Here is a 22,701-nt window from a genome sequence, read left to right as displayed (position 1 = left end):
AAGACAGATGAAACCACCGCGCGCAGACAGGTACGTCGGAATCGACCAGGATAATTTCGGCGGCATGACGCCGGCCGGGACGCTCATTCGCGACGCCTGGGTCTTCGGTCTGCTGCCCGAGCAGGAGACCTGCGTCGGCTGGACACCCGCGCAGATGCAGCAGCTTTACGATCAGGTCTACACCGCGTGGGAACCCTACGGGCATCTGGCCAGCCGACTGCCGCCGGAGCTGGCGCAACGCCACGAGCATATCCACGGCGCCGCCATCGCGCGCGCGCGTTCGCTCGGCTGGACGCCGCTGATGGAGGACGATTGATCCGCGGGCAGGGAAGATTGCGTTACAATCGACGGATGCCCGGGAACGCGCCGTATGACATCGATCACCCCGCCGCGTGACGACGACGGCAATGTGCGCCGGCGCCTGCAGCGCGCCGACACGGCGCCGGTCGACAAACTGCGCCGCAGTGCACCCAAGCCCGCACCGCGCGCCGTCCCGGAACAGCGGGAAGATCCCCCTCGGGCCCGCGACGGCGCGCGCCAGTCACGGTCGCTGCGCGGCCCCGAGCGGCGCACGCAGGAGCGCCGGCGCCGGCGCGAGGCCGTCCTGCTCGATACGCGCAACCCGGTCGGCAACCGGCGCCGCTCGGCGCGCCGGGGCGAGGATCGCCGGACGCCCCGGCGCGGCACGGACACGGACGGCGGTCCGCCCGCCGGCACGGTGCTCGATGACGACATCTATGCCTGAAGATTTCACTGCGGACAGGCAAGGACACCCCTGCCGGAGCATCCGTCGCGACGACAGCCACCCACCAGACCCGAAAAGGCCGATCCGGAATACGCCATGAAGCTCACGTCCCTGCTCACGCCCCGCGTCCTCAATCTGCTCGGCTTCGCGGCCTGCGTCGGCCTGATGACGGCAGCGCTCGTGCTGCAATACGTCGAGGGCCTGGAACCCTGTCCCCTGTGCATCCTGCAGCGGGTGGCCGTCATATTGCTCGGCACGGTATTCCTGATCGCGGCCTTGCACAATCCCGCCGTCCTCGGACGCCGCGTCTACGCCGCCGTCTGCCTGGTCATCGCCGCCGCCGGCGCCGGTGTGGCGGGACGTCACATCTGGCTGCAACATCTGCCGCCGGAGGAGGTACCGCCCTGCGGCCCCGGGATGGATTACATATTGGACACCTTTCCCCTCTCCAAGGCGTTCGCCATCATCCTGCGCGGCTCGGGCGATTGCGCCGCCCTCGATTGGACCCTGCTCGGCTTGAGCATACCGGGCTGGACGCTGGTGGCCTTCATCGGATTCGGCGCGCTGGCACTGACGCTGTTGGTCTACCGCTTCCCCGCCCCCGGCGGGCTGCGCTTCGGCGCGCGTCTGCGTTGAGAAGACGCCGGCTTACCGCTCGACCTTGCCCGCGCGGCTCTGTGCATAGGCATTCTTGATGAAGGTATAGGGATCCAGCGACTCGCGCTTGATGATCTCGTAGGTATCCTTGTCGAGCGAAATGAAATTCACCATGTCGAGCGCCTTCAGGGCCACGACTTCCGAGGTCTCGTCGGGCACGATCACGACCGGATCGAAATAATAACCGTCGACCAGACGGCCGATTCCATCACGCGCGCTGCTCGAACCAAGCCCCGGCAACACCAGGTAGAACCCCTGGCCGATGCCGTAACTGCCGAGGGTCTGCCCGAAATCCTCATCCTTTTCCCGCAGTCCCAGATATTTTTGCGCGGGATCGAACAGCCCGCCGAGCCCGACGGTGGTGTTGACGCCGAATCTCAACAGCTCGCCGCCGGCATCGAGCAGTTTGAACTGGAACAGCGCGTTCACCATGCGAATCGGCGCGGCGAGATTGGAGAAGAAATTCGACACCGACACACGAACGCCCTGGGGCAACACGCGGTAGGCGCGCGCCGTCGGCTTGAGCACGTAGAAATACAGCTTGTCATTGAAGACGAAGATGGCCCGGTTCAATGGCTCCAGCGGATCCGCGATGATCTCGCCGTCGTCTTCATATGCATCGTCGTAGAAGTCCCCTGCATCATCGGAAACGGTGCCGTCGGTGGCCACAGGTTCCGCGCCATCGGCCCGCCCATGCAGCAAGGCGGCGCACAGACACAGCATCACCCCGAGTGATCGCCATTGCATCGCGGGCAAGACACTCGCCTTGCCGAACCCCAAACCGCGCCTGTTTTCGTCTGACAACATCCCGTTGATCACGCCTTCCAGTGAATCGCCAAACCCGTCACCGCGGTCGATGCGCCCCGATGGCCCGGGCGATTCCGCGCAGTGTGACATCGCGCCCGTCCGAATGGTAGTGGCCAAGGGTATCCCGCACCGCGCAAGTATCGGGCCGGAATAGCGCGCGCTCGTGACAAACGGTGCGCAATCCATTACCTTAGCGTCTCAAACCGTAGGCGCGATTGAAAAGGAGGTTCACTCACATGACTATTCGCAGATCCCTTGCTGTCATCCTGCCGGGTGTGATCCTGCTCGGACTCGGCGGTTGCGCGACCAATTCGGCGGAGCTGCAGCGCCTGTCCGACGCGGTAGCGGCGGCGCAACGCAGCGCCGATGAGTCCATGGGCGTCGCCCAGGAAGCGCTCGACACCGCGAAGAAGGCGCGCAGCGAGGCGGCCAATGCCAACGCCACGGCCCACAACGCGCTCGACAACGCGTCCCAGGCCGCAGCCGTGGCCAACAAGGCCCAGGAAGACGCCGCCGCCGCCCGCGACGCGGCCGAGCGCGCCGAGGTCAAGGCCGAGCGTATGTTCACCAAGGCGGTCAGCAAGTAATCCGGACATCCGTCCGCCCCGCGCGCTTCAGGGCCGGCACTCGGCCAGCGCGCCGGGGCGGTCCGCCGCGACGACGCTGCCGGTGTAACCGGTGGCCTGTCTGATCTCTTCCAATGCCGCCAGCGCCCCCTCCCGGCCGGAGTAAGGACCGACCAGGACGTGGCAGTAGCCGTCACTGAGATTGGCGGATACCGTTACCGTGGCGCCCTGGAGCCGCAGTTCTTCCGCCAGCCGTGCGGCATTGCCGCGCTGGGCGAAGGCCCCGAGCTGCAGCATCCAGCCCTGTGTCTGAGCGGTTTGGGTCGCCGCCAATTCCGCCACCGCCTCGGGCATACCCGATTCCCGCCTCACGATTTCGGCGACTCGATCGCGCAGGCGATCGTGATCGCCCGCGGCGCTGACCGCCGCGGCCGCAGAGAACAGGGGACTGAAGTAGTCCGCCGGCGGATGGTCAGGATCGGCGACCGGTGCATGCGCTTCGAGCACGAGCTCCGCACCATTGCGCCCCAGCTTGTAGGGCTGGTCGATAATCCACACCGGCGTGGACAAGGTCACGCGCTGGAACAGCGTCTCGATGTCCTCCGGATACAGCCGCATACAACCATGACTGGCGCGCCGCCCGATACCATACGGTTTGTTGGTGCCGTGGATCAGATAACTGCTCATGCCGAGCCGGAGGGCATAGGCCCCAAGCGGATTGTCCGGGCCGGGCGGCACGATCCCCGGCAGAGGATCGCCCATGCGTTCGTGTTCCTCCCGGATCGATACCGGCACGGTCCACGACGGATCCTTGATCTTGCTGATGACCTCAGTGACCCCAAGTGGCGTGCCCCAGCCCTCCTGTCCGATGCCGATCGGAAAGGTCAGCACCTCCGGCGGGGCTCCGGCCTGCTCCGGATAATAATAGAGTCGCATTTCGGCGAGATTGACAATGATCCCGCGGCGCGGCGCGGCGGGCAACACGAATCGCGTCGGCAGGACGACGGTACTGCCCGGCGGCGGCAGCCAGGGATCCACGCCGGGATTGGCGGCCGTAATCTCGTTGTAACCGAGATCATGCGCGCGGGCGATATCGAGCAGGGTCTCGCCCTCGGCGACGATTGCGCTGCCGATTTCGCCGACCACGTCCATCCCGGGCGCGGGCAGGACGAAGCCAGCGCCCGCGGATGATCCGCACAGGACCAGACCCGTCAGGAGCAGCGCCGCCCGGCGCAACCGCATGGGTACGGCGCGACCGACCGCCGCCTCTCGTCCGTGAGTCACCGCGGAATCAATGCGGCGAATCCGGCGCAGTCTTCTCGACCGGCAGACCTGCGTCAATCCATCCCGGCATGTCGCCGGCCAGATGGCGCAGTGGACCGTAACCCGCCTGCGCCAGCACCTCCGCGGCAATCCCGGCGCGCCGGCCCGACTTGCAGTACAGCACGATCGTCTGACCCTGATGGGAGCGCAGTTCCTCGATGCGCGCGGCGGCCTGATCGTGCGGCAGGTTCACGGCCCCGGGGACATGGCCCGCCGCGTACTCTTCCGGCGTGCGCACATCAAGCACCAGCGGGGGCGCGGGACCGTCGAGCTGCGCCCGCAGCTCTTCCCGCGTGACATCCTCGAACTGCGCGGCCGGAACCGCTGCCACGGACCCGCACAGGGTAAACAGCAGAATTCCGGCCCGCACGGCCGGCGTGAAGTTTGCGCGCATGATTCACCTCCTGACGTCGGGGCCACTATATCACGGCCGTGATGGCCGCCCGAAGCCGGCACCGGCTGTCAATATTCCATCGCCATGGTCGCTATATGAAGACGGCGTTCGCGCCACATCCGCGCATTCCGGCCATACAGGCATTCGATGGCAAAACGATTACGCATAGCACTGCTCAGCCTGATCCTGCTGCTGGTCGCGCTGAACACCTGGTTCTCGCAGCGGGACATCACCGCCTGGGAGCAGCCGCTGCGGGTTGCGATCTATCCGATCAACGCCGATCGGAGTCCGGCGACCGCACAGTACATTGCCGGGCTGCAGGCGGACACCTTCCGCCCCATCGAGGAATTCTTCCGCCGTGAAATCGGCCGCTACGGCCGCGACCGGTCACGGCCGGTGGAAATCGTCCTGGGGTCGGAGCCCGCCTCCATGCCGCCGGAACTGCCACAGAAGCGCCAGGTACCGCAGATCATGCTGTGGAGCCTGCGCCTGCGTTACTGGGCATGGACGACGGACGACAATCCGGGTCCGGCGCCGCAGGTGCGCCTGTTCGTGCAGTATTACGATCCCCAGCGCTTTCCGCGCCTGGACCATTCCGTCGGCCTCTCCAAGGGCGCCCTCGGTCTGATCAAGGCCTTCGCCACCCGCATGATGAACGCGCAGAACAACGTCATCATCGCCCATGAGCTGCTGCACACGCTGGGCGCCAGCGACAAGTACGATCCGGCCACCAACCTCCCGCGCTATCCGGACGGTTATGCGGAACCGGAGCGGGAACCGCGCTACCCGCAGACTCGCGCCGAGATCATGGGAGGGCGCACGCCGCTCGCGCCGAACCGCGCGGAAACCCCGCCCGGATTGCCCTTGGTAGTGGTCGGTCCCGCCACGGCGCGGGAGATCGGCTGGATCGATTAGCGCACCAGCGCGATCAGCAGCAGCACGAAGATCACGACGACGCCAACCGGCAGCAGGACACCGCGCCAGTCCCGCCGCTCCGCCTGACGGCTCCGTGCCAGGGCCGCCTTCACCCCGGGCAGGGTCCACCACAACACCAGCAGAACCACACCCGCCAGCACCACCTGCTGCCACCACGTCATCGAGCCCATACCATCCTTTCCTCCCGCCATCACGGGCATGCCGAGTCTAGCACGCTGTCATCTGCCCCCCTGGCGACTCAACAATTGTCCGGAGCGGGCGCTAACAAGGGGACAAGATTATCCGTCACCGGATCTGTACATAACCGACCATGAAAGCAAATGCGCACACCGCCACTGACCGGATCGAAACGACGCGGGATACCGCGCTGCGCTGGGTCCAGGATGTCTCCAGTCTGGTCTCCCCGCCGGATATCTGCATCCGGGTCTTCGAACTGGTCGAATCGAACACGGCCACCGCGCAGAAACTGGGAGAGATCATCGGTTGCGATCCGAGCCTGACCGCCCGCCTGCTGCGCCTGGTCAACAGCTCGTTCTACCAGTTCTCACGCCGCATCGATACCGTATCCCGCGCCATCACCGTGGTCGGCATCAGCGAGCTGTACAATCTCGTGATCGCGGTAGCGGCGGTCAAGTCGTTCTCGCGTATCCCGAGCTTCGTCGTGAATATCGACACGTTCTGGCGCCACAGCATCTCCTGCGGCATCATCGCACGCATGCTGGCCCGGCGCTGCGGGGTGCTCCATCCGGAACGGCTGTTCGTCGCCGGCCTGCTGCACGACATTGGCAGCCTGCTGATTTACAACCGGGTGCCCGAGACGGCACGCGATCTGGTCCTGGCCGCGCACGGCAACGAGGCCGTCCTGTATCGAACCGAGTGCAAGGCCCTGGGGTTCACCCATGCGGAACTCGGCGGTATCATGCTCGACCAATGGCATCTGCCGGGCGCCCTGCAGCAGGCGGTGCGCCACCATCACGAACCGGCCGCCGCCGGACACGGACGCCTGGAAGCGGCGATCCTGCATATCGCCGACGCGCTGGCCAATCACGGCGAGCAGGGCGCCTTCAGCGGCGAACCTTCGACGGAGCTGTTCATTGACGCCGACGTGTGGGAAACCACCGGCCTCTCCCCCACCCCCGACCTGCTCGACATGATCAGTGAGGAAACCCGGGAACAGTACCGGGAAGCCGTCAACGTCCTGGGTTTCTGAACCGCCCCGGGCCGTTCGCCGCGTGGTTGCAACTGGCCACCACGCTTGCATTCGGGCATTTCTCCCCCAATATCAATCACTCACCCCCGGCTGACGCGCATTGGCGCAGGCCGGCGCGAACACGTAGAATGCCCTTGATCAGCAGCGGAAATCGGAAAGACACATGAAGATTGCAACGCCGGCCCAGCACCGCGCCCCCGCGGACGCGGGAGCATCCGCCCGGGCCCACGAGACGTTCACCTGGATCCGCAGCGAGCGCATCGAATCGCTCAACCTGACGGTGGAGGAATATGAACACCGGCGCACCGGGGCCCGCCACTACCATCTGAGCGCGGAGAATCCCGAGAACGTCTTTCTGGTCGCCTTCCGCACGGTTCCGATGGATTCAACCGGGGTGGCGCATATCCTCGAGCATACCGCGCTGTGCGGCAGCGAGCGCTATCCGGTGCGCGACCCCTTCTTCATGATGATCCGGCGTTCGCTCAACACCTTCATGAACGCCTTCACCAGCAGCGACTGGACGGCCTACCCCTTCGCCAGCCAGAACCGAAAGGATTTCAACAACCTGCTCGATGTCTACCTGGATGCCGCCTTCTTCGCGCGACTGGACGAGCTGGATTTCGCGCAGGAAGGCCACCGCGTCGAGTTCGAGGATGCCGCCGACCCAAACAGCCGTCTGGTCTACAAAGGCGTGGTCTACAACGAGATGAAGGGGGCGATGAGCTCTCCCGTCAGCGCACTGTGGCAGGGCCTCAGCCAGCGCCTCTATCCGACCACCACCTATCACTACAACAGCGGCGGCGATCCGGAACATATCCCCGAGCTGAATTATGCCCAGCTGAAAGAGTTCTACCGCACGCACTATCACCCCTCCAACGCGGTGTTCCTGACCTACGGCAACATCCCGGCGCACGAACACCAGGCCCGTTTCGAGGAACGCGCGCTCGCGCGATTCCAGCGTCTCGACGATGTCATCGCCGTAGCGGACGAATCCCGCCTTGACCGGCCGATCACGGCCGAGGACAGCTATGCGCTGGAGGACGACGATACCGGGGCCAACAAGACGCACATCGTGCTGGGCTGGCTGCTCGGCCGCAGCACCGAACTGGAGGACCTGCTCAAGGCCCACCTGCTGTCCAACATCCTGCTCGACAACGGCGCCTCGCCGCTGCGCCACGCGCTCGAAACCACGAAGCTCGGCAGCGCGCCCTCGCCCCTGTGCGGGCTCGAGGATTCCAACCGGGAGATGGCCTTCGTGTGCGGACTCGAGGGCAGCCGGCCGGAACACGCCGCCGAGGTGGAGGCGTTGATCCTCGGCGTGCTGCGCGACGTCGCCGAGCGCGGCGTGCCGCAGGAAATGGTCGACGCCGCGCTGCATCAGCTCGAGCTGCATCAGCGCGAGATCGGCGGCGATTCCTATCCCTACGGCCTGCAACTGATCCTGGGTGCGCTGCCGACCGCTATCCACCGCGGCGATCCCATCGCGGTGCTCAACCTCGACCCGGTGCTGGAACGTCTGCGGGCGGAAATCCGCGACCCCGACTTCATCAAACGACAGGTGCGCGCCCTGTTGCTCGACAATCCGCATCGCGTGCGCCTGACCATGAAGCCCGACGCCGGACTGAGCGCCCGCCGCGCTGCCGCGGAAGCGGCGCGACTTGACGCGGTCCGCGCCGCGCTTTCAACCGAAGAACAGCGGCGTATCGTCGCGCGCGCCGCCGAGCTGCAGCAGCGCCAGGCACGCCACGACGACCCGGCGATCCTGCCCAAGGTCGGGCTCGACGACATCCCCGCCGACCTTTACATCCCGGAGGGTGCGCGCGAGCCGGTTGGTCGATGGGAAACGACCTTCTATCCCCAGGGCACGAACGGACTGGTATACCAGCAGCTGGTGATCGAACTGCCACAACTGGATGACGAACTGCTCGCCTGTCTGCCCTATTACACGCGCGCGCTGTCCGAACTCGGCTGCGGCGGCCGCGACTACCTCGCGACCCAGCTGCGGCAGTCGCAGGTGTGCGGTGACATCAACGCCTACACCAGCCTGCGCGGACGCATCGACGACGTACAGGACATCCGCGCCCATTTCATCCTTTCCGGCAAGGCCCTCGCCAGCCGGCACGCCGAGTTCAGCGCGCTCATGCGCGAGACGCTCGAGACCGTCCATTTCGACGAACTCGGTCGCCTGCGCGAGATCATCGCGCAGGAACGGGCGCGCATGGAACAGGGGGTCACCGGGCGCGGCCACTCGCTCGCCATGGGCGCCGCCGCCAGCGGCATGAGCCCGGGCGCGGACATCAATCACCGTCTGCGCGGACTGGCCGGTATACGCGCGCTGAAACGGCTCGACGACTCGCTCGATTCGGCGGAGGAACTCGAGCGCTTCGCCGCGCGACTCGCCCGCATTCACGGGCTCATCCTGCGCGCGCCGCGCCAGTTCGTCCTGATCGGCGAACGCGAGCGCCACGATCAGCTGCGGCGCGATCTGGAGACCGTCTGGAACGGCGCGCCCGCGGCACCCACGGCGGCCGGTGCCGTATCATTCACACGCCCCCCGGTGCGCCGTTCGGTGCGACAGCTCTGGACCACCAGCACCGAGGTGAATTTCTGCGCCAAGGCCTACCCGACGGTGCCGATCGAGCACGCGGACGCCGCCGCGCTCGAAGTCCTGGGCGGTTTCCTGCGCAACGGCTTCCTGCACCGCGCGGTGCGCGAACAGGGCGGGGCCTACGGCGGTGGCGCCGGCCATGACCCCGACATCGCCGCCTTCCGGTTCTACTCCTACCGCGATCCGCGCCTGGAGGAAACGCTGCAGGATTTCGACCGCGCGATCGACTGGCTGCTGGACACGCGCCATGAGCCGCGTCAGCTGGAAGAGGCGATCCTCGGTGTGGTTGGCGCGATCGACAAACCGGGCTCGCCCGCCGGCGAGGCCAAGTCGGCCTTCCACAGCAATCTCTATGGACGCACCCCGGCGCAGCGCCAGCGTTACCGCATGCGCGTGACCCGGGTCACGCTGGACGATCTGCGCCGGGTCGGGGAAACCTACCTCAAACCGGAACGGGCCAGCGTGGCGGTCATCAGCAGCGCCGGCGTCGCGCAGCGACGGGGCGGCGACCTCGGCATGGAGATCCTGCCGCTGTAAGCCCGCTGTCACGGCAGATCCCTCCCGGAGGCTCGATGCGCAACCCCCAGCTCCCGCTATCCATTGCCCTTGCCTGCGCGGTCTGCACGACGGCGCAGGGCGATATCGTCATCGAGGGCGCGGACGCCGCCGGGCGGACCAGTCGCGTCACGATCGGCGCGGACATGGCCAGGATCGACGGACAGGACGCGGATCTTTACATGTTGCTCGATCTGGCGGCGCGCCGCGTGCTCGCGGTCAATGCGCACGACGGCTTCGCCATGGACCTCGCCTCGCCCCGGCCCCAGCGTTCTGAACACGCGCGCACGACCGCGGGCGGCATCACCGAGCCGCAGGTGAGATTCGATGACGCCGGCGCCGGTCCCGCTATCGCCGGCTACCCGACCCGGCGCTACCGGGTCATGGTCGAGGGCACGCATTGCCGCGATGAATATCTCGCCATCGCGCCCCTGGCCGAGCCCGGCATCCGCCGCTTCATCGAGCTGATGGCCGCCGCATCCGAGGACCGCGATCACCGCATCCTGACCCTGCTGACAGAGCCGGATCGGCTATGCGACATCGCGGACGATCTGATCGACGATCATTACCCGCAACTCGGCATACCCCTGCGCAGCACCGATCACGACGGCAAGACGACTCATGAAATCGTGCGGATCCGGCTCGATGCCCCGGCTCAGCCCGCGCTGCTCGCATTGCCGGCGGATTTCCCGGTACTCACCCGCGCGGAGGTGCTCGAACGCACGGACAGCGGTGATCCGGACGCGGCGGAGGTGGCGGAACGACAACGCCGCATCCAGGAACGCATCGAGGAAATCGAAGGCCGGGGCGACCCTGGGACGGAACCGCCCGTCCCGACGCCATGACGCGGTTCCCGCACGGCGGGGCGGGCCCATGCTGAGGGCTGACCAGCTTGCCGAAATCTCCCGCCGCACACTGGGTCATTACGATGGACGGGCCGAACAATTCTGGGAAGGCACCCGCGATCACGATGTCAGCCAGAACCGCGCCGCGCTGCTGCGGCACATCCGCTCGGCGCCGCCGCTGCGCCTGCTCGATCTCGGCTGCGGCCCCGGCCGCGACCTGATCGCCTTCCGGAGTCTCGGACACCAGCCGACCGGACTGGAAGGGGCGCCGCGCATGTGCGCACTCGCGCGCCGGTTGTCCGGCTGTGAGGTGCTATGCCAGGATTTGCTGCGGCTGGACCTGCCAGCGGACGCCTACGACGGGGTGTTCGCCAACGCGTCGCTGTTCCATGTCCCCGCACAGGAGCTGCCGCGCGTGCTGTCGGAACTGCGCCGTTCCCTGCGCACGCACGGAGTACTGTTCAGCTCCAACCCTCATGGCGACAATCAGGAAGGCTGGCAGGGGGAGCGTTACGGCTGCTATCACGATCTCGTACAATGGCGCCGCTACCTGGGCGATGCCGGCTTCACGGAGCTCGAGCATTTCTACCGCCCGCCCGGACTGCCACGCGCGCAGCAGCCGTTTCTCGCCACCGTATGGAAAATGCAGGCGGCACCCGCCTGAACCCGCCGCCCCCACCCAACCGGAAACGACCTCATGGACCAGAAGATCTATTACGTGGACAGCGCAGAGGCGCTGAAAGAACTGTGCGGACGCATCAGCGGGAAGCCCTGGCTCGCGCTCGATACCGAGTTCATCCGGGAGAGCACCTATTATCCGCGCCTGTGTCTGCTTCAGCTCGCCACCGATGACACCATCGCCTGCATCGATCCGCTCGCGATCACCCGCCTCGATGCGCTCATGGAAATCCTGTTCGATCCCGCCGTCATCAAGGTGTTTCACGCCTGCGGCCAGGACATGGAAATTTTCTATCACGACCACGGCCGGCTGCCGGGCCCGGTATTCGATACCCAACTCGCGGCACCGCTGCTCGGCCTGCCGAGCCAGGCGAGCTATGCCAGCCTGGTGCAGGAACTGCTGGGGAAAGCACTGGCGAAATCCCACACGCGCACTGACTGGTCGCGCCGCCCCCTCGCATCGGCGCAAATCGATTATGCGCTCGACGATGTGCGCTACCTCGGCCCGCTGTTCCTGAAGCTGCGGGCGGAACTGGAACAGCGCGGTCGCCTCGCCTGGCTGCAGGACCAGTTTGCCACCTTGTCCGATCCGGCGCGCTATCACACCCCGCCCGAGCTGGCGTGGCGCCGGATCCGCGCGGCCGGCAGACTCTCGGGCCGGCGGCTGGAGATACTGAAGGCCTTGGCGGCCTGGCGCGAGGAGCGCGCCCGGACGGAGGATCGGCCACGCGGCTGGATACTGCCGGACGAAGCGCTGATCGACATTGCGCGCATGGGACCCGTCGATGCGGAACAGCTCGCCAGCCTGCGTTCGGTCAAGCGCCAGACCGCGCAGGAATACGGCGGGGAGATCCTCGCGCGGGTTCGCCAGGCCAAGGCCGTTCCTGCCTCCGGGACGGATGCGCCCCCCGCGGATCGCGCGGGTCCGCTCGATCCGCGCCAGGAAGCGCTCGCCGATATCATGATGGCGCTCGTCCGCGTGCGCGGGGCGGAGCATGCGATCAACCCGGGCATGCTGGCATCGCGCGACGATCTGGCCCGCCTCATCCTCGGCGAGCGGGACGGGGAAATCCTGCAGGGCTGGAAGAAAGACCTGATCGGAGACGGCCTGCTGCAACTCATGGCGGGGCAACTCATTCCGCGCATCGAGAACGGCACGGCCCGCTTCGATCCGGCGCCTGTCTGAGGCGTTTCAGCCGCGCAGCAGACGCGCCTCCGCCGCCTCGATCGCGCCGGCCGTACCGAACAGCACCAGGGTATCCCCCGCGCGCAGTTGCGTCAGCGGTTCCGGCGCCTCTCTGCGAATGCCGTCGCGCAACAGCGCGGTCACCTCGACGCCGAGCATCCCCAGCCGGATCTCGCCCAGCGTCCGCGCAACGGCGTGGGCGCCGGCTTCAAGCTTGACGATCTGCAGGCGTCGCGCGCCACCGTCCGTTTCCGGCCCGGCCTCAGTGTCTTCCTGGCCGTGGAAGTATTCACGCAACAGCCGATAACGCCCGTCACGAACCTCCTTCACCTCACGCAGCACGCGCGATACCGGCACATTGAGCAGCAACAGCAGGTGAGAGGACAACATCAGGCTCGCCTCCAGCGTCTCCGGCACGACCTCAGTCGCACCCGCGTGCTGCAGGCGTTCCAGATCGGTATCGTCGCGGGTACGCACCAGGATCGGGATATCGGGCCGCAGGCGCCGCGCCTGCGGCAGGATCTTCAGGGTCGCGGCCACGTCGTCGAAACTCGCCACCAGCGCGCGGGCACGCGCGATCCCGGCCGCCTCCAGCATCTCCTGATGGGTCGAATCGCCGTAGAAGACGCGCTCGCCGGCGGTGCGCGCGTCACGTACCCGCACCGGATCGAGATCGAGCGCGATGTGTTCGAAACCCTCCTTGGCCAGCAGGCGGGCGATGTTCTGTCCGATGCGCCCGTAACCACAGATGATGACGTGTCCCTTGAGACCGCTCGCGTCCTGCGCGACCTCGTGCAGAATCTGCTCGCGCTGGCGCAGATAACTCCCGGCGAAGAGACGCTTCGCGATCACCCCGTTGTAACTGATCATCAGCGGGCTCAGCGCCATGCTGAGGATCACGGCCGCCAGAATGATCTGGGCATTGTGATGATCAAGCAGGCGCGCGCCCAGGGCGAGAGACAGCAGCACCAGTCCGAACTCGCCGCCCTGCGCGAGGGCAATACCGGTGCGCACCGCCACGCCCGGTTCCGCTCCCGTGATTCGCGCCAGCACCACGACGACGGCCAGCTTGACGACAACGATGCAGACCAGGACCAGCACCGTCCAGTGCAGGATGCCAGGCAGAACGGAAAGTTCGAGCAGCATGCCGATGGTGATGAAGAACAGGCCAAGCAGCACGTCGCGGAACGGACGGATATCTGCCTCCACCTGGTGCCTGAACTCGGTCTCACCGAGCATCATGCCGGCGAGAAAGGCGCCCAGCGCGAGCGACAGCCCGGCGAAATGCGTGAACCAGGCGGCGGCCAGCGCCATCAACAGGGCCGTGAGCGTGAACAGCTCGGAAGATCGGGAGGAGGCGATCTCGTGGAACAGCGGACGCAGCAACCAGTGCCCGGCCGCGAGCATCAGCACCACCACCACGATGCCTTTCACCAGCGCCCACAACAACTCCCACACCACCGCATCCTGATCACCTCCGGCCAGCACGGGGATGAGGATCAGAAACGGGATCACGGCGAGATCCTGGAACAGCAGGATACCTACCGACAATCCGCCATGACGTGAATTCAGCTCGAGCCGCTCAGTGAGCTGCTTGATCACGATCGCGGTGGATGACATCGCGACCGCACCACCCACGACGAAGGCGGCGGCCTTGGACAGGCCCAGCGCCCAGGCCGCGCCACCGGCCGCCAGGGTTGTCAGTACGACCTGCGCGCTGCCCAGGCCCAGCACCGCGTGCCGCATGGCAAGCAGGCGCGGGAGCGAAAACTCCAGTCCCACGGTGAACAGCAGGAACACCACCCCGTATTCGGCGAACAGGCGTGTCGCCTCGCTGTCCTGCACCCAGGCCAGACCGTGCGGTCCGACCATGACGCCGACGCACAGATAGGCGAGGATCGCCGGCAGCCTGAAGCGACGAAAGACGGAAACGGTGAGAACGGATACGACGAGCAGCACCAGGACCGATTCGAGCACGCCGGGCTTCATCGCCGCCGCTCCGCCCGGCGCTGGACGATCGGGGTGAAGGACAGGGCGCGTTCCGCGTACCCCCGGGCGGGCCGCAAGTCCCGTCCGTTCAAGCAGGAATCACTGGCCGCACCCGGGAAGCGGCCAGGCGCGCGCGCCGGCGCGCGTCGTCCACATCACCGCCATGCGCGAGTGCAACTCCCATCCGGCGGCGCGTATAGGCCTCCGGTTTGCCGAACAGGCGCAGGTCGGTCCCGGGCACGCTCATGGCTTCGCCGATCCCGTCGAAGGCAATGCCGACCGCGTCGGCCCCGCCGTAGATGACTGCGCTCGCCCCGGGACAGAGCAGGCTGGCATCCACTGGAAGGCCCAGGATCGCGCGCGCATGCAGATCGAACTCACTCTGGCGCTGCGTGGCCATGGTCACCATACCGGTATCGTGCGGGCGCGGACTGACCTCGCTGAACCAGACCTGGTCCCCTTTGACGAACAGCTCCACGCCGAAAATACCGCGGCCGCCCAGGCTGGCGGTGACCGCACCGGCGATCGCGCGGGCACGCTCCAGCGCCAGCGCCGACATGGGCTGCGGCTGCCAGCTCTCAATATAGTCTCCGCGCTGCTGCAGGTGACCGATCGGCTCGCAGAAAAAGGTCTCGACAGCCCCGCCGGCGCCCACCGCGCGCACGGTGAGCTGGGTGATCTCGAAATCGAAGTCGATCATCTCCTCGACGATGACGCGGCCCTGCCGGACGCGCCCGCCGCTCTGGGCATAATCCCACGCCGCGGCGACATCACCGGCGTCACCGACGGTGGATTGCCCCTTGCCGGAGGACGACATCACCGGCTTGACGATGCAGGGATAGCCGACGCCGTCCTCGATCGCACGGCGCAGCTCGTCGAGTCCGTCGGCGAAGGCGTAGCGCGAGACAGGCAGGTCGAGTTCCTCCGCCGCGAGCCGGCGGATGCCCTCCCGGTTCATGGTGAGATGGGCCGCGCGCGCCGTGGGAATGACCTCCGCGAGTCCCTCGGACTCGATGTCGAGCAACGCCGGGGTGGCGATCGCCTCGATCTCGGGCACGACCAGGTGGGGACGTTCCTGTTCGACGAGGGCGCGCAACGCGCGCGCATCGGTCATGTCGATCACGTGCGACCGATGCGCCACCTGATGTCCGGGCGCACCGGGATACCGGTCGACGGCGATCACCTCCACGCCGAGTCGCTGCAGAGCGATGATGACCTCCTTGCCGAGCTCACCGCTGCCGAGCAGCATCACCCGCAAGGCGGACGGGGACAGCGGCGTGCCCAAACGATACGTCATTACGAATGCGCCCCGGATCCCGTGATATGCTTCAAGGCTCTCTCATAAACCCGCCTGATTCTCTCACAACGGGTCGGTGGAATGAATACGCCGCCGGGGTTTCGCGCCGGAACGGGCGCCCGAATTATGGTACATTCGGGCCGGAAACCGGCGGGAAAACGGGGGCCCCGCCCGCTTCAGAAGCCGGCCCCCATGCCGCTAACATGGTAACAACGCTACGAGCCGCAGCCCTACAAGCAAGCATCCGCGATGAAATCACGAATCGACGAAGTCCCCAAGCTGAAGACGCAGGACGCAGTCGTCGACGGCCGCCGCTACAATCAGGTACTGCTTGGCCTGCGTCGCCTGAAAGGTCCTTTGCGCCTGCCGCTCGCCGGACTGCGCGGGATGGATCTGCTGGTGGACAAGGAGGCCTGGGTATGCGTGGATCGCACCCTGTACGATCTGCCGGTCATCGCCTGGACCGACTTCAGGCCGGCGGCGCGGCAGGCGATCCACGAGGTGGTCCCCTGCTTGCTGCATTACTATCACATCAATGCCGAACTCATCGGCGAGAGCGTGCTGGCCACCGCGATGAAGGAGCTGCAGAAACGGCTGGCCAAGCGCACCCCGGCGTCGCCTTCCCGCGTCCGCGCCCTGCGTCCGGACGACTAGCCCCGAGGCCGGCGCAAGCGCCATGCGCACCGGCACGAAGCTGGCCGGCCCCGGACTTCAGGCTGAACCGTCGAAGATCACCTCGACACGCACACCACCCAGTTCCGCGGTTTCCAGCCGCACCTCCGCCTGATGCAGGTCGGTGATGCGCTTGACGATGGAAAGACCGAGACCGCTCCCCGGCGCGCTGGCGCCGATCTGACGATAGAATCGTTCGAACACGCGGGTTCGCTCCTCCGGCGGTATCCCCGGACCGCTGTCGGCCACGCTGAGCACGGTGGCGGATCCGCGCCGTTCGACACGCACCTCGACCCTGCCACCGGCCGGCGTGTATTTGATCGCATTATCGACCAGATTGCGCAGCATGATGCCGAGCATTGCCCGATCACCCTGGACCGGAGTAGCGACACCGGCATCCAGGCTGATCTCGATATCCTTGGCCAGCGCGACCGGCGCGATCTCGGCCAGCACCCCGGAGGCCAGATCGCCCAGATCCACCTTGTCGCGACCGACCCACAGGGTAGGGTCGATACGGGCCAGTGTGAGCAGTTGCTGGGCCAGATGCGTTGCCCGATCGACGCCGGTGATCACCTGGTGTAGCGCCCGACGACGCTCCTCATCCGCAGTCGCACGCAGGGCGACCTGGGCCTGGGTCTTCAGTGCGGCCAGCGGGGTTCGCAGCTCGTGGGCGGCATCGGCAGTGAATCGGCGCTCGGTCTCGAAAGCCTGGTGCAGGCGCTGAAACAGCGCGTTGAGCGCATCGATCAGGGGCTTCGCCTCGACCGGCACCGCGACGCCGGGGATCGGATGCAGGTTATCCAGCCGCCGGTTCTTGACGTCGTCGGCAATCCTGCGCAAGGGCATCATCGCCCGGCCGACGCTATACCAGATCATGACGGCAAGCAGGGGCAATAACAGCAGTATCGGTATCAGCACGCGCCAGGCGATATAGTTGCGAAGCTCCTCCCGTCGCGCGGAGCTTTCCCCAACCTGCACCTGGAGACGGCCGGCGGGATCGGTCAGAACATAGACGCGCCAGGGATCGCCTTCGATGGTCCGGTCCTCGAAGCCGGAACTGCGCTCCGACATGCGGTACCTCGGCGCGGTGTCGGTGCGCAGCCAGATGCGATTCTCCGCCAGGATCCACATCTGGAAGGCGAGACGCTGCTCGTACTTGTGAGAGAACTCGGCGAACTGCTCCGCGATGTCGTCCTCGCTCATGTACCCCGGCTTCATCTCTTCCTCTTCCAGCTCATGTCCCATGAGATTCAGCAGCAGGCGCGCCGATTGCGCGAGCTGGGCATCGATCAGCTCGTCCACCTCGCTCTGGGTGGCGGCATAGATGACGATGCCCACGATCGCCCACAGCACCAGCGTGATGGGCAGAAGAGTGAATAACAGACGGTTACGCAGGGACGGATTCATGCTTCCTTGTCGATGACGTAGCCGACGCCGCGGATGGTGCGGATCAGCTCGGGCCACAGCTTCCTGCGCAGATGGTGGATGTGGACCTCGACCGCGTTGCTGTCTACCTCGTCCTTCCAGGAATACAGGTTCTGCTCCAGCTGGGCACGCGACAATACCCGGCCGCGATTCTCGAGCAATTGCTGCAGCACGGCGAACTCGCGCGGCGCCAGCTCCACCGGACGACCGGCGTGCGTGACCGCATGGGACGCGGGATCGAGGACGATGTCGCGGTGACGGATCACCGGCTCGCTGCGTCCGCTGCGCCGGCGCAGCAGGGCACGGATGCGAGCGGCCAGCTCATCCAGATCGAAGGGTTTGACCAGATAATCGTCGGCGCCACTGTCGAGCCCGGCGACCTTGTCTTCCACGGTATCGCGCGCGGTCAGCAGCAGCACGGGCAGGGGATCACCCGCGCCACGCAGCGATTTCAGGACTTCCAGCCCGGATCGCTTGGGGAGACCGATGTCGAGAATCATCAGGTCGTAGGTCCCGGCGCCCAGAAAGAGCTCGGCGGACTGTCCGTCCTTGACCCAATCCACCGCATAGCCGCTTTGCTGCAAACCGACCTGCAAGCCGTTGCCCAGCAGCTCATCGTCTTCCACGAGAAGTAAGCGCATGCGTCCCCATACTCACGCAACCTGGCGTCGCGCGTCCCCGATTGTACATCGTCCCCAGGGGGAAATTGGAACAGATCGGGCTTAAGCCGCCCTTAACGATCAATATTGCAGGGAAATTATGCCGAGATCAGGGCTGTACATGGCGCTCGTCCCAGCGCAGATCACCGCACAGGACACGACGCTCTCCACGCACCTTGAAGGCGATTGAGACGGTAATGCAGGGGGTGGCGGTGGCGGCCGAGAGATAGGGACGCGTGACCTGGACCTTTTCCGGCCGCGATATGGCGCGGCGGAAATAGTGCCGTCGCGACCAGTTGGCGCCGTCCGCGGCGCGCAACGGAGCGAAGCGCAGATTGGACACCATCTGGGAGGTCGGCGAATTGATGTTGGCCCCGATCTGGCGACCTTCGCTGTCGAGGAGGAAACAGCGCTCCGCGCGCGGCAGCTCGAGAAAACCCTTGCAGGCGACCTCGAGCGGATGAGACGACTGCAGCAGCACGGAGGCATATCCGAGGCTGTTCAGATAGGGCGCAATCTCGGTGCGGTAGCCGGTGCGCTCCCGCTGTGTCAGATCCCGGAACTGATCGAAAAGCTGGTCGAATCCGGGCTCCCGGACCACGGCCGCGTGCGGAGCGGGACGCGCAAAGTAGTAGCCCTGTACGAAATCCGCGTCGGCATCCATCGCCACCATCGCCTCATTCTCGGTTTCGATCCCCTCCATCACGACCAGCGAACCCGACTCGTGCAGCAGCGACACCATGCCGGGCACGATGGAACGGATGCCGGGATCGACCGCCGCCTGGGCGACGATCAAGCGGTCGAGTTTGACGATATCCGGACGCAGGCGGCAGATGCGGTCAAAATTGGAATGGCCCGCCCCGAAATCATCGATCGCGATCAGACAACCGAGGTCGCGGTAATGGTGGACGGAATCCACCAGCGGCGACTCATCCGCCAGCGCGGCCTCGACGATTTCGATCACCACCCGCTGCGGCGGGAACCCCAGCTGCTCGAGTTTCGACTGCAGAAAGGAACCGGAGCGCCGTCCCTCGGCGATGACGCGGGGATTGATGTTGAGAAACAGCCAGCAGGAAGCCGTGTCCTGGCGTGCGAAGTTGTACAGGTGCGTCGCGCGACACAGGCGGTCGAGCAACACCGTATCGGTATAGCTGCGTGTCCCGGCGAACACTTCATGTGGCCCATGCGGCCGCCCGTCGGGACCGGTCGCGCGCATCAGCGCCTCGAATCCGATCACGCGCTGATGGGCCAGACTGAAGATCGGCTGAAAATGCGAGTCCACCCTGAGCCCGTTGAACATCGCATAGGTACGGTCGGCGTCCTGGTAGATGGCCGACTCCATCACCGCCGGCTCTTCCCGTTGGGAAAGGCCGTCCGTGGCTGAGTGCACAGGATTTAAATTAGATGAGATAGCCATCGTGCCGCCGCTGTCCTTGTCCTTGGTTAACGGCAGCCGATTCGGGGATCTTTAGAATATAACTATCGATTTTTTCGTGATAATCCGGCCTCGACGCACCAGCATGGTGCCATGGTGGCGGTCCTTATCATGGGGCATCTTCACCCTCGTTCCGCCGCTTCGCGATACATCGTGGCCAGACGCTGCACCGCGCTGCTGACCGGATCCTGCCGACGCAAGCGCTCGATGCACTCATGCGCCTGATGCATATCGTGTTCGTCGTTTCCGTCCCGCTTCATGCGCAGCAGCAGGACCTTGGCCATGTTCATATTGATAGTGCGGTTCTCCGGCAGGTCACCGAGCGCCTTGCGGAACAGTTCGGCGGACTCATCCAGGCGCCCCGCCTCCGCCAGATGGACGCCGTCGTTATTGAGCCGAACCACGTCCGCCCGCACCTGTCCGATGATCTCCTCGCCTTCCCGTTCCCTGCCGGCCGCGCGAAAGACCGCGCGAACCTCCTGCAACAACGCCTCATCCTCGTGCCGGTTGCCGATTGCCTTGCGCATCTGCTCGATGGCCGCCGCATGCTCACCCCGCGCGAGCAGCATGCGCGCCAGTTCCACCATCGCCTCGGCCGAGATGCCCTGATCGATCCCGCGATAAATCTTCATAGCCTCATCATAAGAGGCCTGCGCCCCGGCCTCCTCGCCCGCCTGGCGATGCACCATGTACTCCGCCACCGCCGCGCGCAGACGTGCCTCGGGATCGGTTCTGAAATCGCGACGCAGGTCGTGCAGCACGCGCAGGGCGCCACCGGTGTCGAAATGCATGAGGGCCCGCGCCAGCATGATGTAATTGGTGGCGGTGCGGTAAATGGAACGGCCGCCCAGGGCAACCGCAGCGCCGAAGGCGCGCGCCGCAACCCGGTATTCCCCATCGCGCAACGCGAGTTCGCCGAGCACCATCTGCCGGCGGATCGAGCGCGGCGACAACTCGAGCGCGGTGCCCAGGGTCTGGCGCGCAGTATCGTGATCGCCCAACTGCACCTGGGTCCTGGCCAGCCAGTCGTACGCCTCGAGCTGGCGTGGATGGGCCTTCAGGGTTTGTTCAAAGGCATGTGCCGCGCCCGCGTAATCCTCGCGCAGATAACAGACCCGACCGCTCCCGAGGCCCGCCCAAACCGCCTTGCGGCGGGCAAAGACCTGGGAGTAGATCGCCTCCGCCTGGGGCAGCCTCCCCAGCGCGACGAAGGCGTCCGCCTGGAGGCGAAGCAGCTCCAGCACCTCCGTGCATCCCGCCGTCATGCGTTCTTCGCACAGCGCCAGTGCCTCTTCGTAGCGTTGTTCCTCCAGCGCTTCCTCGATGGTACCAATCTCGTCACGCCGCCGCAGCAGGCGTGCGAGTCGCGCGGCAAGGCGCTGACGCGTGACCGGCAGGGAAAGGTAATCGTCCGGATGACACTCGAGCACGCCCATGACCACCTGCGCGGTACTCTCGGCCGTCACCATGACGAACAGGGTGTGCGCCTTGAGTATTCCCTTGTATCTCACTTCCTCCAACAGCTGCTGACCATCACGCCCGGTCCCGAGGCGGTAATCACACAGAACAATGTCATAAACGGACTGCCCCATCATCCGGATGGCCTCGGCCGCATAGGCCGCCTGATCGATCCGCTCCGCCCCGCTCTCCACCAGCATCGACTCCAACAACCCGCGGGTGGCCGCGGACTCGTCCACGATCAGAAAACGGACGTATTTGAAGTCGTATGGAAAGTCGCCAGGTTTGCTCATGGCCATTTGCCGCATGATCGTTCGGCCTCAATATTGCGGCTTCACGCTTCGGATGGAATCCCATGGAAATAGCGGATGATTTACCCACGAACTTTAAGCGCGCAACACCCTCTCTGGCTGACAACACCCGGTGAATGTGCTATTAAAACGCGCACATGGATCTGTTCTCACTCATCTCCCCCCAGGAATTGTCTGCGCTCGCCACCGTCATCATGACCGACGTGGTCCTGGCGGGCGATAACGCCATCGTGGTCGGCATGGCCGCGGCCGGCCTGCCCGCTGAGCAGCGCCGCAAGGCCATCTTCTACGGCATCATCGGCGCCACCGTACTGCGCATCCTGTTCGCCGTCCTGACCACCCAACTGCTCCAGATCATTGGTCTGATGCTGGCCGGCGGCATCCTGCTGCTGTGGGTTTCCTGGAAGCTGTACCGGGAACTGAGCGCGCCGCGGACGCATGCCGAGCAGGAAGGCGAGGCGATCCTGGAAGGCAAGGAAGTCGCCGGAGGGAAGCCCAAAACCTTCCGCGAGGCGGTCACCCAGATCATCGTGGCCGACATCTCGATGTCGCTCGATAATGTGCTCGCCGTCGCTGGCGCCGCCCGCGAACACACCTGGGTACTCATCGTCGGCCTAGCCCTGTCCGTGGCCCTGATGGGTATCGCCTCCACCGTGATGGCGCGACTGCTGGTACGCCATCGCTGGATCGGCTACATCGGCCTGATCATCATCCTGTATATCGCGCTCGACATGATGTGGGACGGCGCCCACCAGGTCGCGGAAGCGGTTTGAGCCCCCGTCACCAGACGGGTTGTTACTGCGGAGGTTAAATCAAGATGGAGCTGGCGAGAGGAATTGAACCCCCGACCGGCTGATTACAAATCAGCTGCTCTACCGACTGAGCTACGCCAGCGTGTTCGGTTGGACTCGGCGCATTATAGCAAACCCGCCTGGAATCCGATTC

General features: G+C 65.8%; 22 protein-coding genes and 1 tRNA gene. 12 read left to right on the top strand and 11 right to left on the bottom strand.

The features are described 5' to 3' along the window. Window positions 1-7: 7 nt before the first annotated feature. From IPM20_11445 to IPM20_11435, 3 genes are all read left to right on the top strand, one after another. Window positions 8-316, top strand: coding sequence for a hypothetical protein (locus IPM20_11445; GenBank protein MBK9132234.1), 309 nt, complete (start codon window positions 8-10; stop codon window positions 314-316). Between the two features lie 54 nt (window positions 317-370). Continuing rightward, on the top strand, window positions 371-745 hold the full coding sequence (locus tag IPM20_11440; GenBank protein ID MBK9132233.1) for a hypothetical protein: 375 nt from the start codon (window positions 371-373) through the stop codon (window positions 743-745). Window positions 746-841: 96 nt separating this feature from the next. Then, window positions 842-1,381, top strand: a complete 540-nt coding sequence (locus IPM20_11435) for a disulfide bond formation protein B (protein ID MBK9132232.1) — start codon at window positions 842-844, stop codon at window positions 1,379-1,381. Between the two features lie 12 nt (window positions 1,382-1,393). On the opposite strand, the gene IPM20_11430 is transcribed toward IPM20_11435, so the two are convergent. Beyond that, window positions 1,394-2,299, bottom strand: a complete 906-nt coding sequence (locus IPM20_11430; protein ID MBK9132231.1) for a VacJ family lipoprotein — start codon at window positions 2,297-2,299, stop codon at window positions 1,394-1,396. Window positions 2,300-2,445: 146 nt separating this feature from the next. On the opposite strand from IPM20_11430, the gene IPM20_11425 reads away from it, so the two are divergent. Then, window positions 2,446-2,796, top strand: a complete 351-nt coding sequence (locus IPM20_11425) for a hypothetical protein (protein ID MBK9132230.1) — start codon at window positions 2,446-2,448, stop codon at window positions 2,794-2,796. A gap of 27 nt (window positions 2,797-2,823) precedes the next feature. Here the strand turns inward: IPM20_11425 and IPM20_11420 are convergent, their stop codons facing one another. Next, window positions 2,824-4,059 carry a L,D-transpeptidase family protein gene (locus tag IPM20_11420; protein ID MBK9132229.1) on the bottom strand — a complete coding sequence of 412 codons (1,236 nt, stop codon included), beginning with the start codon at window positions 4,057-4,059 and terminating at the stop codon, window positions 2,824-2,826. Between the two features lie 7 nt (window positions 4,060-4,066). Then, on the bottom strand, window positions 4,067-4,492 hold the full coding sequence (locus IPM20_11415; protein ID MBK9132228.1) for a rhodanese-like domain-containing protein: 426 nt from the start codon (window positions 4,490-4,492) through the stop codon (window positions 4,067-4,069). A 147-nt stretch (window positions 4,493-4,639) separates the two neighbouring features. Between IPM20_11415 and IPM20_11410 the strand changes: the two genes are divergently transcribed. After that, window positions 4,640-5,407: a hypothetical protein gene (locus IPM20_11410; GenBank protein ID MBK9132227.1), complete on the top strand. Its 768-nt coding sequence runs from the start codon at window positions 4,640-4,642 to the stop codon at window positions 5,405-5,407. On the opposite strand, the gene IPM20_11405 is transcribed toward IPM20_11410, so the two are convergent. Then, the gene (locus tag IPM20_11405) at window positions 5,404-5,589 is read right to left on the bottom strand and encodes a hypothetical protein (GenBank protein MBK9132226.1); all 186 of its coding nucleotides are present in this window, start codon (window positions 5,587-5,589) and stop codon (window positions 5,404-5,406) included. The genes IPM20_11410 and IPM20_11405 overlap by 4 nt on opposite strands. A gap of 149 nt (window positions 5,590-5,738) precedes the next feature. Between IPM20_11405 and IPM20_11400 the strand changes: the two genes are divergently transcribed. From IPM20_11400 to rnd, 5 genes are all read left to right on the top strand, one after another. Then, window positions 5,739-6,638 carry an HDOD domain-containing protein gene (locus IPM20_11400; GenBank protein MBK9132225.1) on the top strand — a complete coding sequence of 300 codons (900 nt, stop codon included), beginning with the start codon at window positions 5,739-5,741 and terminating at the stop codon, window positions 6,636-6,638. A 163-nt stretch (window positions 6,639-6,801) separates the two neighbouring features. After that, on the top strand, window positions 6,802-9,783 hold the full coding sequence (locus IPM20_11395) for an insulinase family protein (protein ID MBK9132224.1): 2,982 nt from the start codon (window positions 6,802-6,804) through the stop codon (window positions 9,781-9,783). Between the two features lie 35 nt (window positions 9,784-9,818). After that, window positions 9,819-10,646 (top strand): hypothetical protein, encoded by an 828-nt coding sequence (locus tag IPM20_11390; protein ID MBK9132223.1) that lies wholly within the window; start codon window positions 9,819-9,821, stop codon window positions 10,644-10,646. 28 nt (window positions 10,647-10,674) lie between these two features. After that, window positions 10,675-11,310, top strand: a complete 636-nt coding sequence (locus IPM20_11385) for a class I SAM-dependent methyltransferase (GenBank protein ID MBK9132222.1) — start codon at window positions 10,675-10,677, stop codon at window positions 11,308-11,310. Window positions 11,311-11,343: 33 nt separating this feature from the next. Beyond that, the gene (rnd, locus tag IPM20_11380) at window positions 11,344-12,510 is read left to right on the top strand and encodes a ribonuclease D (GenBank protein ID MBK9132221.1); all 1,167 of its coding nucleotides are present in this window, start codon (window positions 11,344-11,346) and stop codon (window positions 12,508-12,510) included. A 6-nt stretch (window positions 12,511-12,516) separates the two neighbouring features. On the opposite strand, the gene IPM20_11375 is transcribed toward rnd, so the two are convergent. Next, entirely contained in the window at window positions 12,517-14,499 is a 1,983-nt protein-coding gene (locus IPM20_11375) for a cation:proton antiporter (protein MBK9132220.1), read from the bottom strand. An 88-nt stretch (window positions 14,500-14,587) separates the two neighbouring features. Continuing rightward, window positions 14,588-15,796: a formate-dependent phosphoribosylglycinamide formyltransferase gene (gene purT, locus IPM20_11370; protein ID MBK9132219.1), complete on the bottom strand. Its 1,209-nt coding sequence runs from the start codon at window positions 15,794-15,796 to the stop codon at window positions 14,588-14,590. 249 nt (window positions 15,797-16,045) lie between these two features. On the opposite strand from purT, the gene IPM20_11365 reads away from it, so the two are divergent. Next, a complete protein-coding gene (locus tag IPM20_11365; protein MBK9132218.1) occupies window positions 16,046-16,450 on the top strand; it encodes a hypothetical protein in 405 nt (134 codons plus the stop codon). Between the two features lie 57 nt (window positions 16,451-16,507). Here the strand turns inward: IPM20_11365 and IPM20_11360 are convergent, their stop codons facing one another. The 4 genes from IPM20_11360 to IPM20_11345 all read right to left on the bottom strand — a co-directional run bounded on the left by IPM20_11360 (window position 16,508) and on the right by IPM20_11345 (window position 21,738). After that, on the bottom strand, window positions 16,508-17,875 hold the full coding sequence (locus IPM20_11360; protein MBK9132217.1) for a sensor histidine kinase N-terminal domain-containing protein: 1,368 nt from the start codon (window positions 17,873-17,875) through the stop codon (window positions 16,508-16,510). Beyond that, on the bottom strand, window positions 17,872-18,534 hold the full coding sequence (locus IPM20_11355; protein ID MBK9132216.1) for a response regulator: 663 nt from the start codon (window positions 18,532-18,534) through the stop codon (window positions 17,872-17,874). Before IPM20_11355 ends, IPM20_11360 begins: the two co-directional genes overlap by 4 nt. Before the next feature lie 127 nt (window positions 18,535-18,661). After that, window positions 18,662-19,897, bottom strand: coding sequence for an EAL domain-containing protein (locus IPM20_11350; GenBank protein MBK9132215.1), 1,236 nt, complete (start codon window positions 19,895-19,897; stop codon window positions 18,662-18,664). A 212-nt stretch (window positions 19,898-20,109) separates the two neighbouring features. Beyond that, complete coding sequence (locus IPM20_11345) at window positions 20,110-21,738, bottom strand: tetratricopeptide repeat protein (GenBank protein ID MBK9132214.1); 1,629 nt, start codon at window positions 21,736-21,738, stop codon at window positions 20,110-20,112. A gap of 155 nt (window positions 21,739-21,893) precedes the next feature. Between IPM20_11345 and IPM20_11340 the strand changes: the two genes are divergently transcribed. Next, on the top strand, window positions 21,894-22,529 hold the full coding sequence (locus IPM20_11340) for a TerC family protein (GenBank protein ID MBK9132213.1): 636 nt from the start codon (window positions 21,894-21,896) through the stop codon (window positions 22,527-22,529). 45 nt (window positions 22,530-22,574) lie between these two features. Here IPM20_11340 and IPM20_11335 read toward each other — a convergent pair. Beyond that, window positions 22,575-22,650, bottom strand: a tRNA-Thr gene (locus IPM20_11335). Window positions 22,651-22,701 lie beyond the last annotated feature (51 nt).

It is taken from the genome of Gammaproteobacteria bacterium (assembly GCA_016716465.1).
Lineage (GTDB): Bacteria > Pseudomonadota > Gammaproteobacteria > SZUA-140 > SZUA-140 > JADJWH01.
The sequence above is the reverse complement of the archived record's forward strand: the minus strand, read 5'-3'. Positions and strand labels throughout refer to the sequence as shown.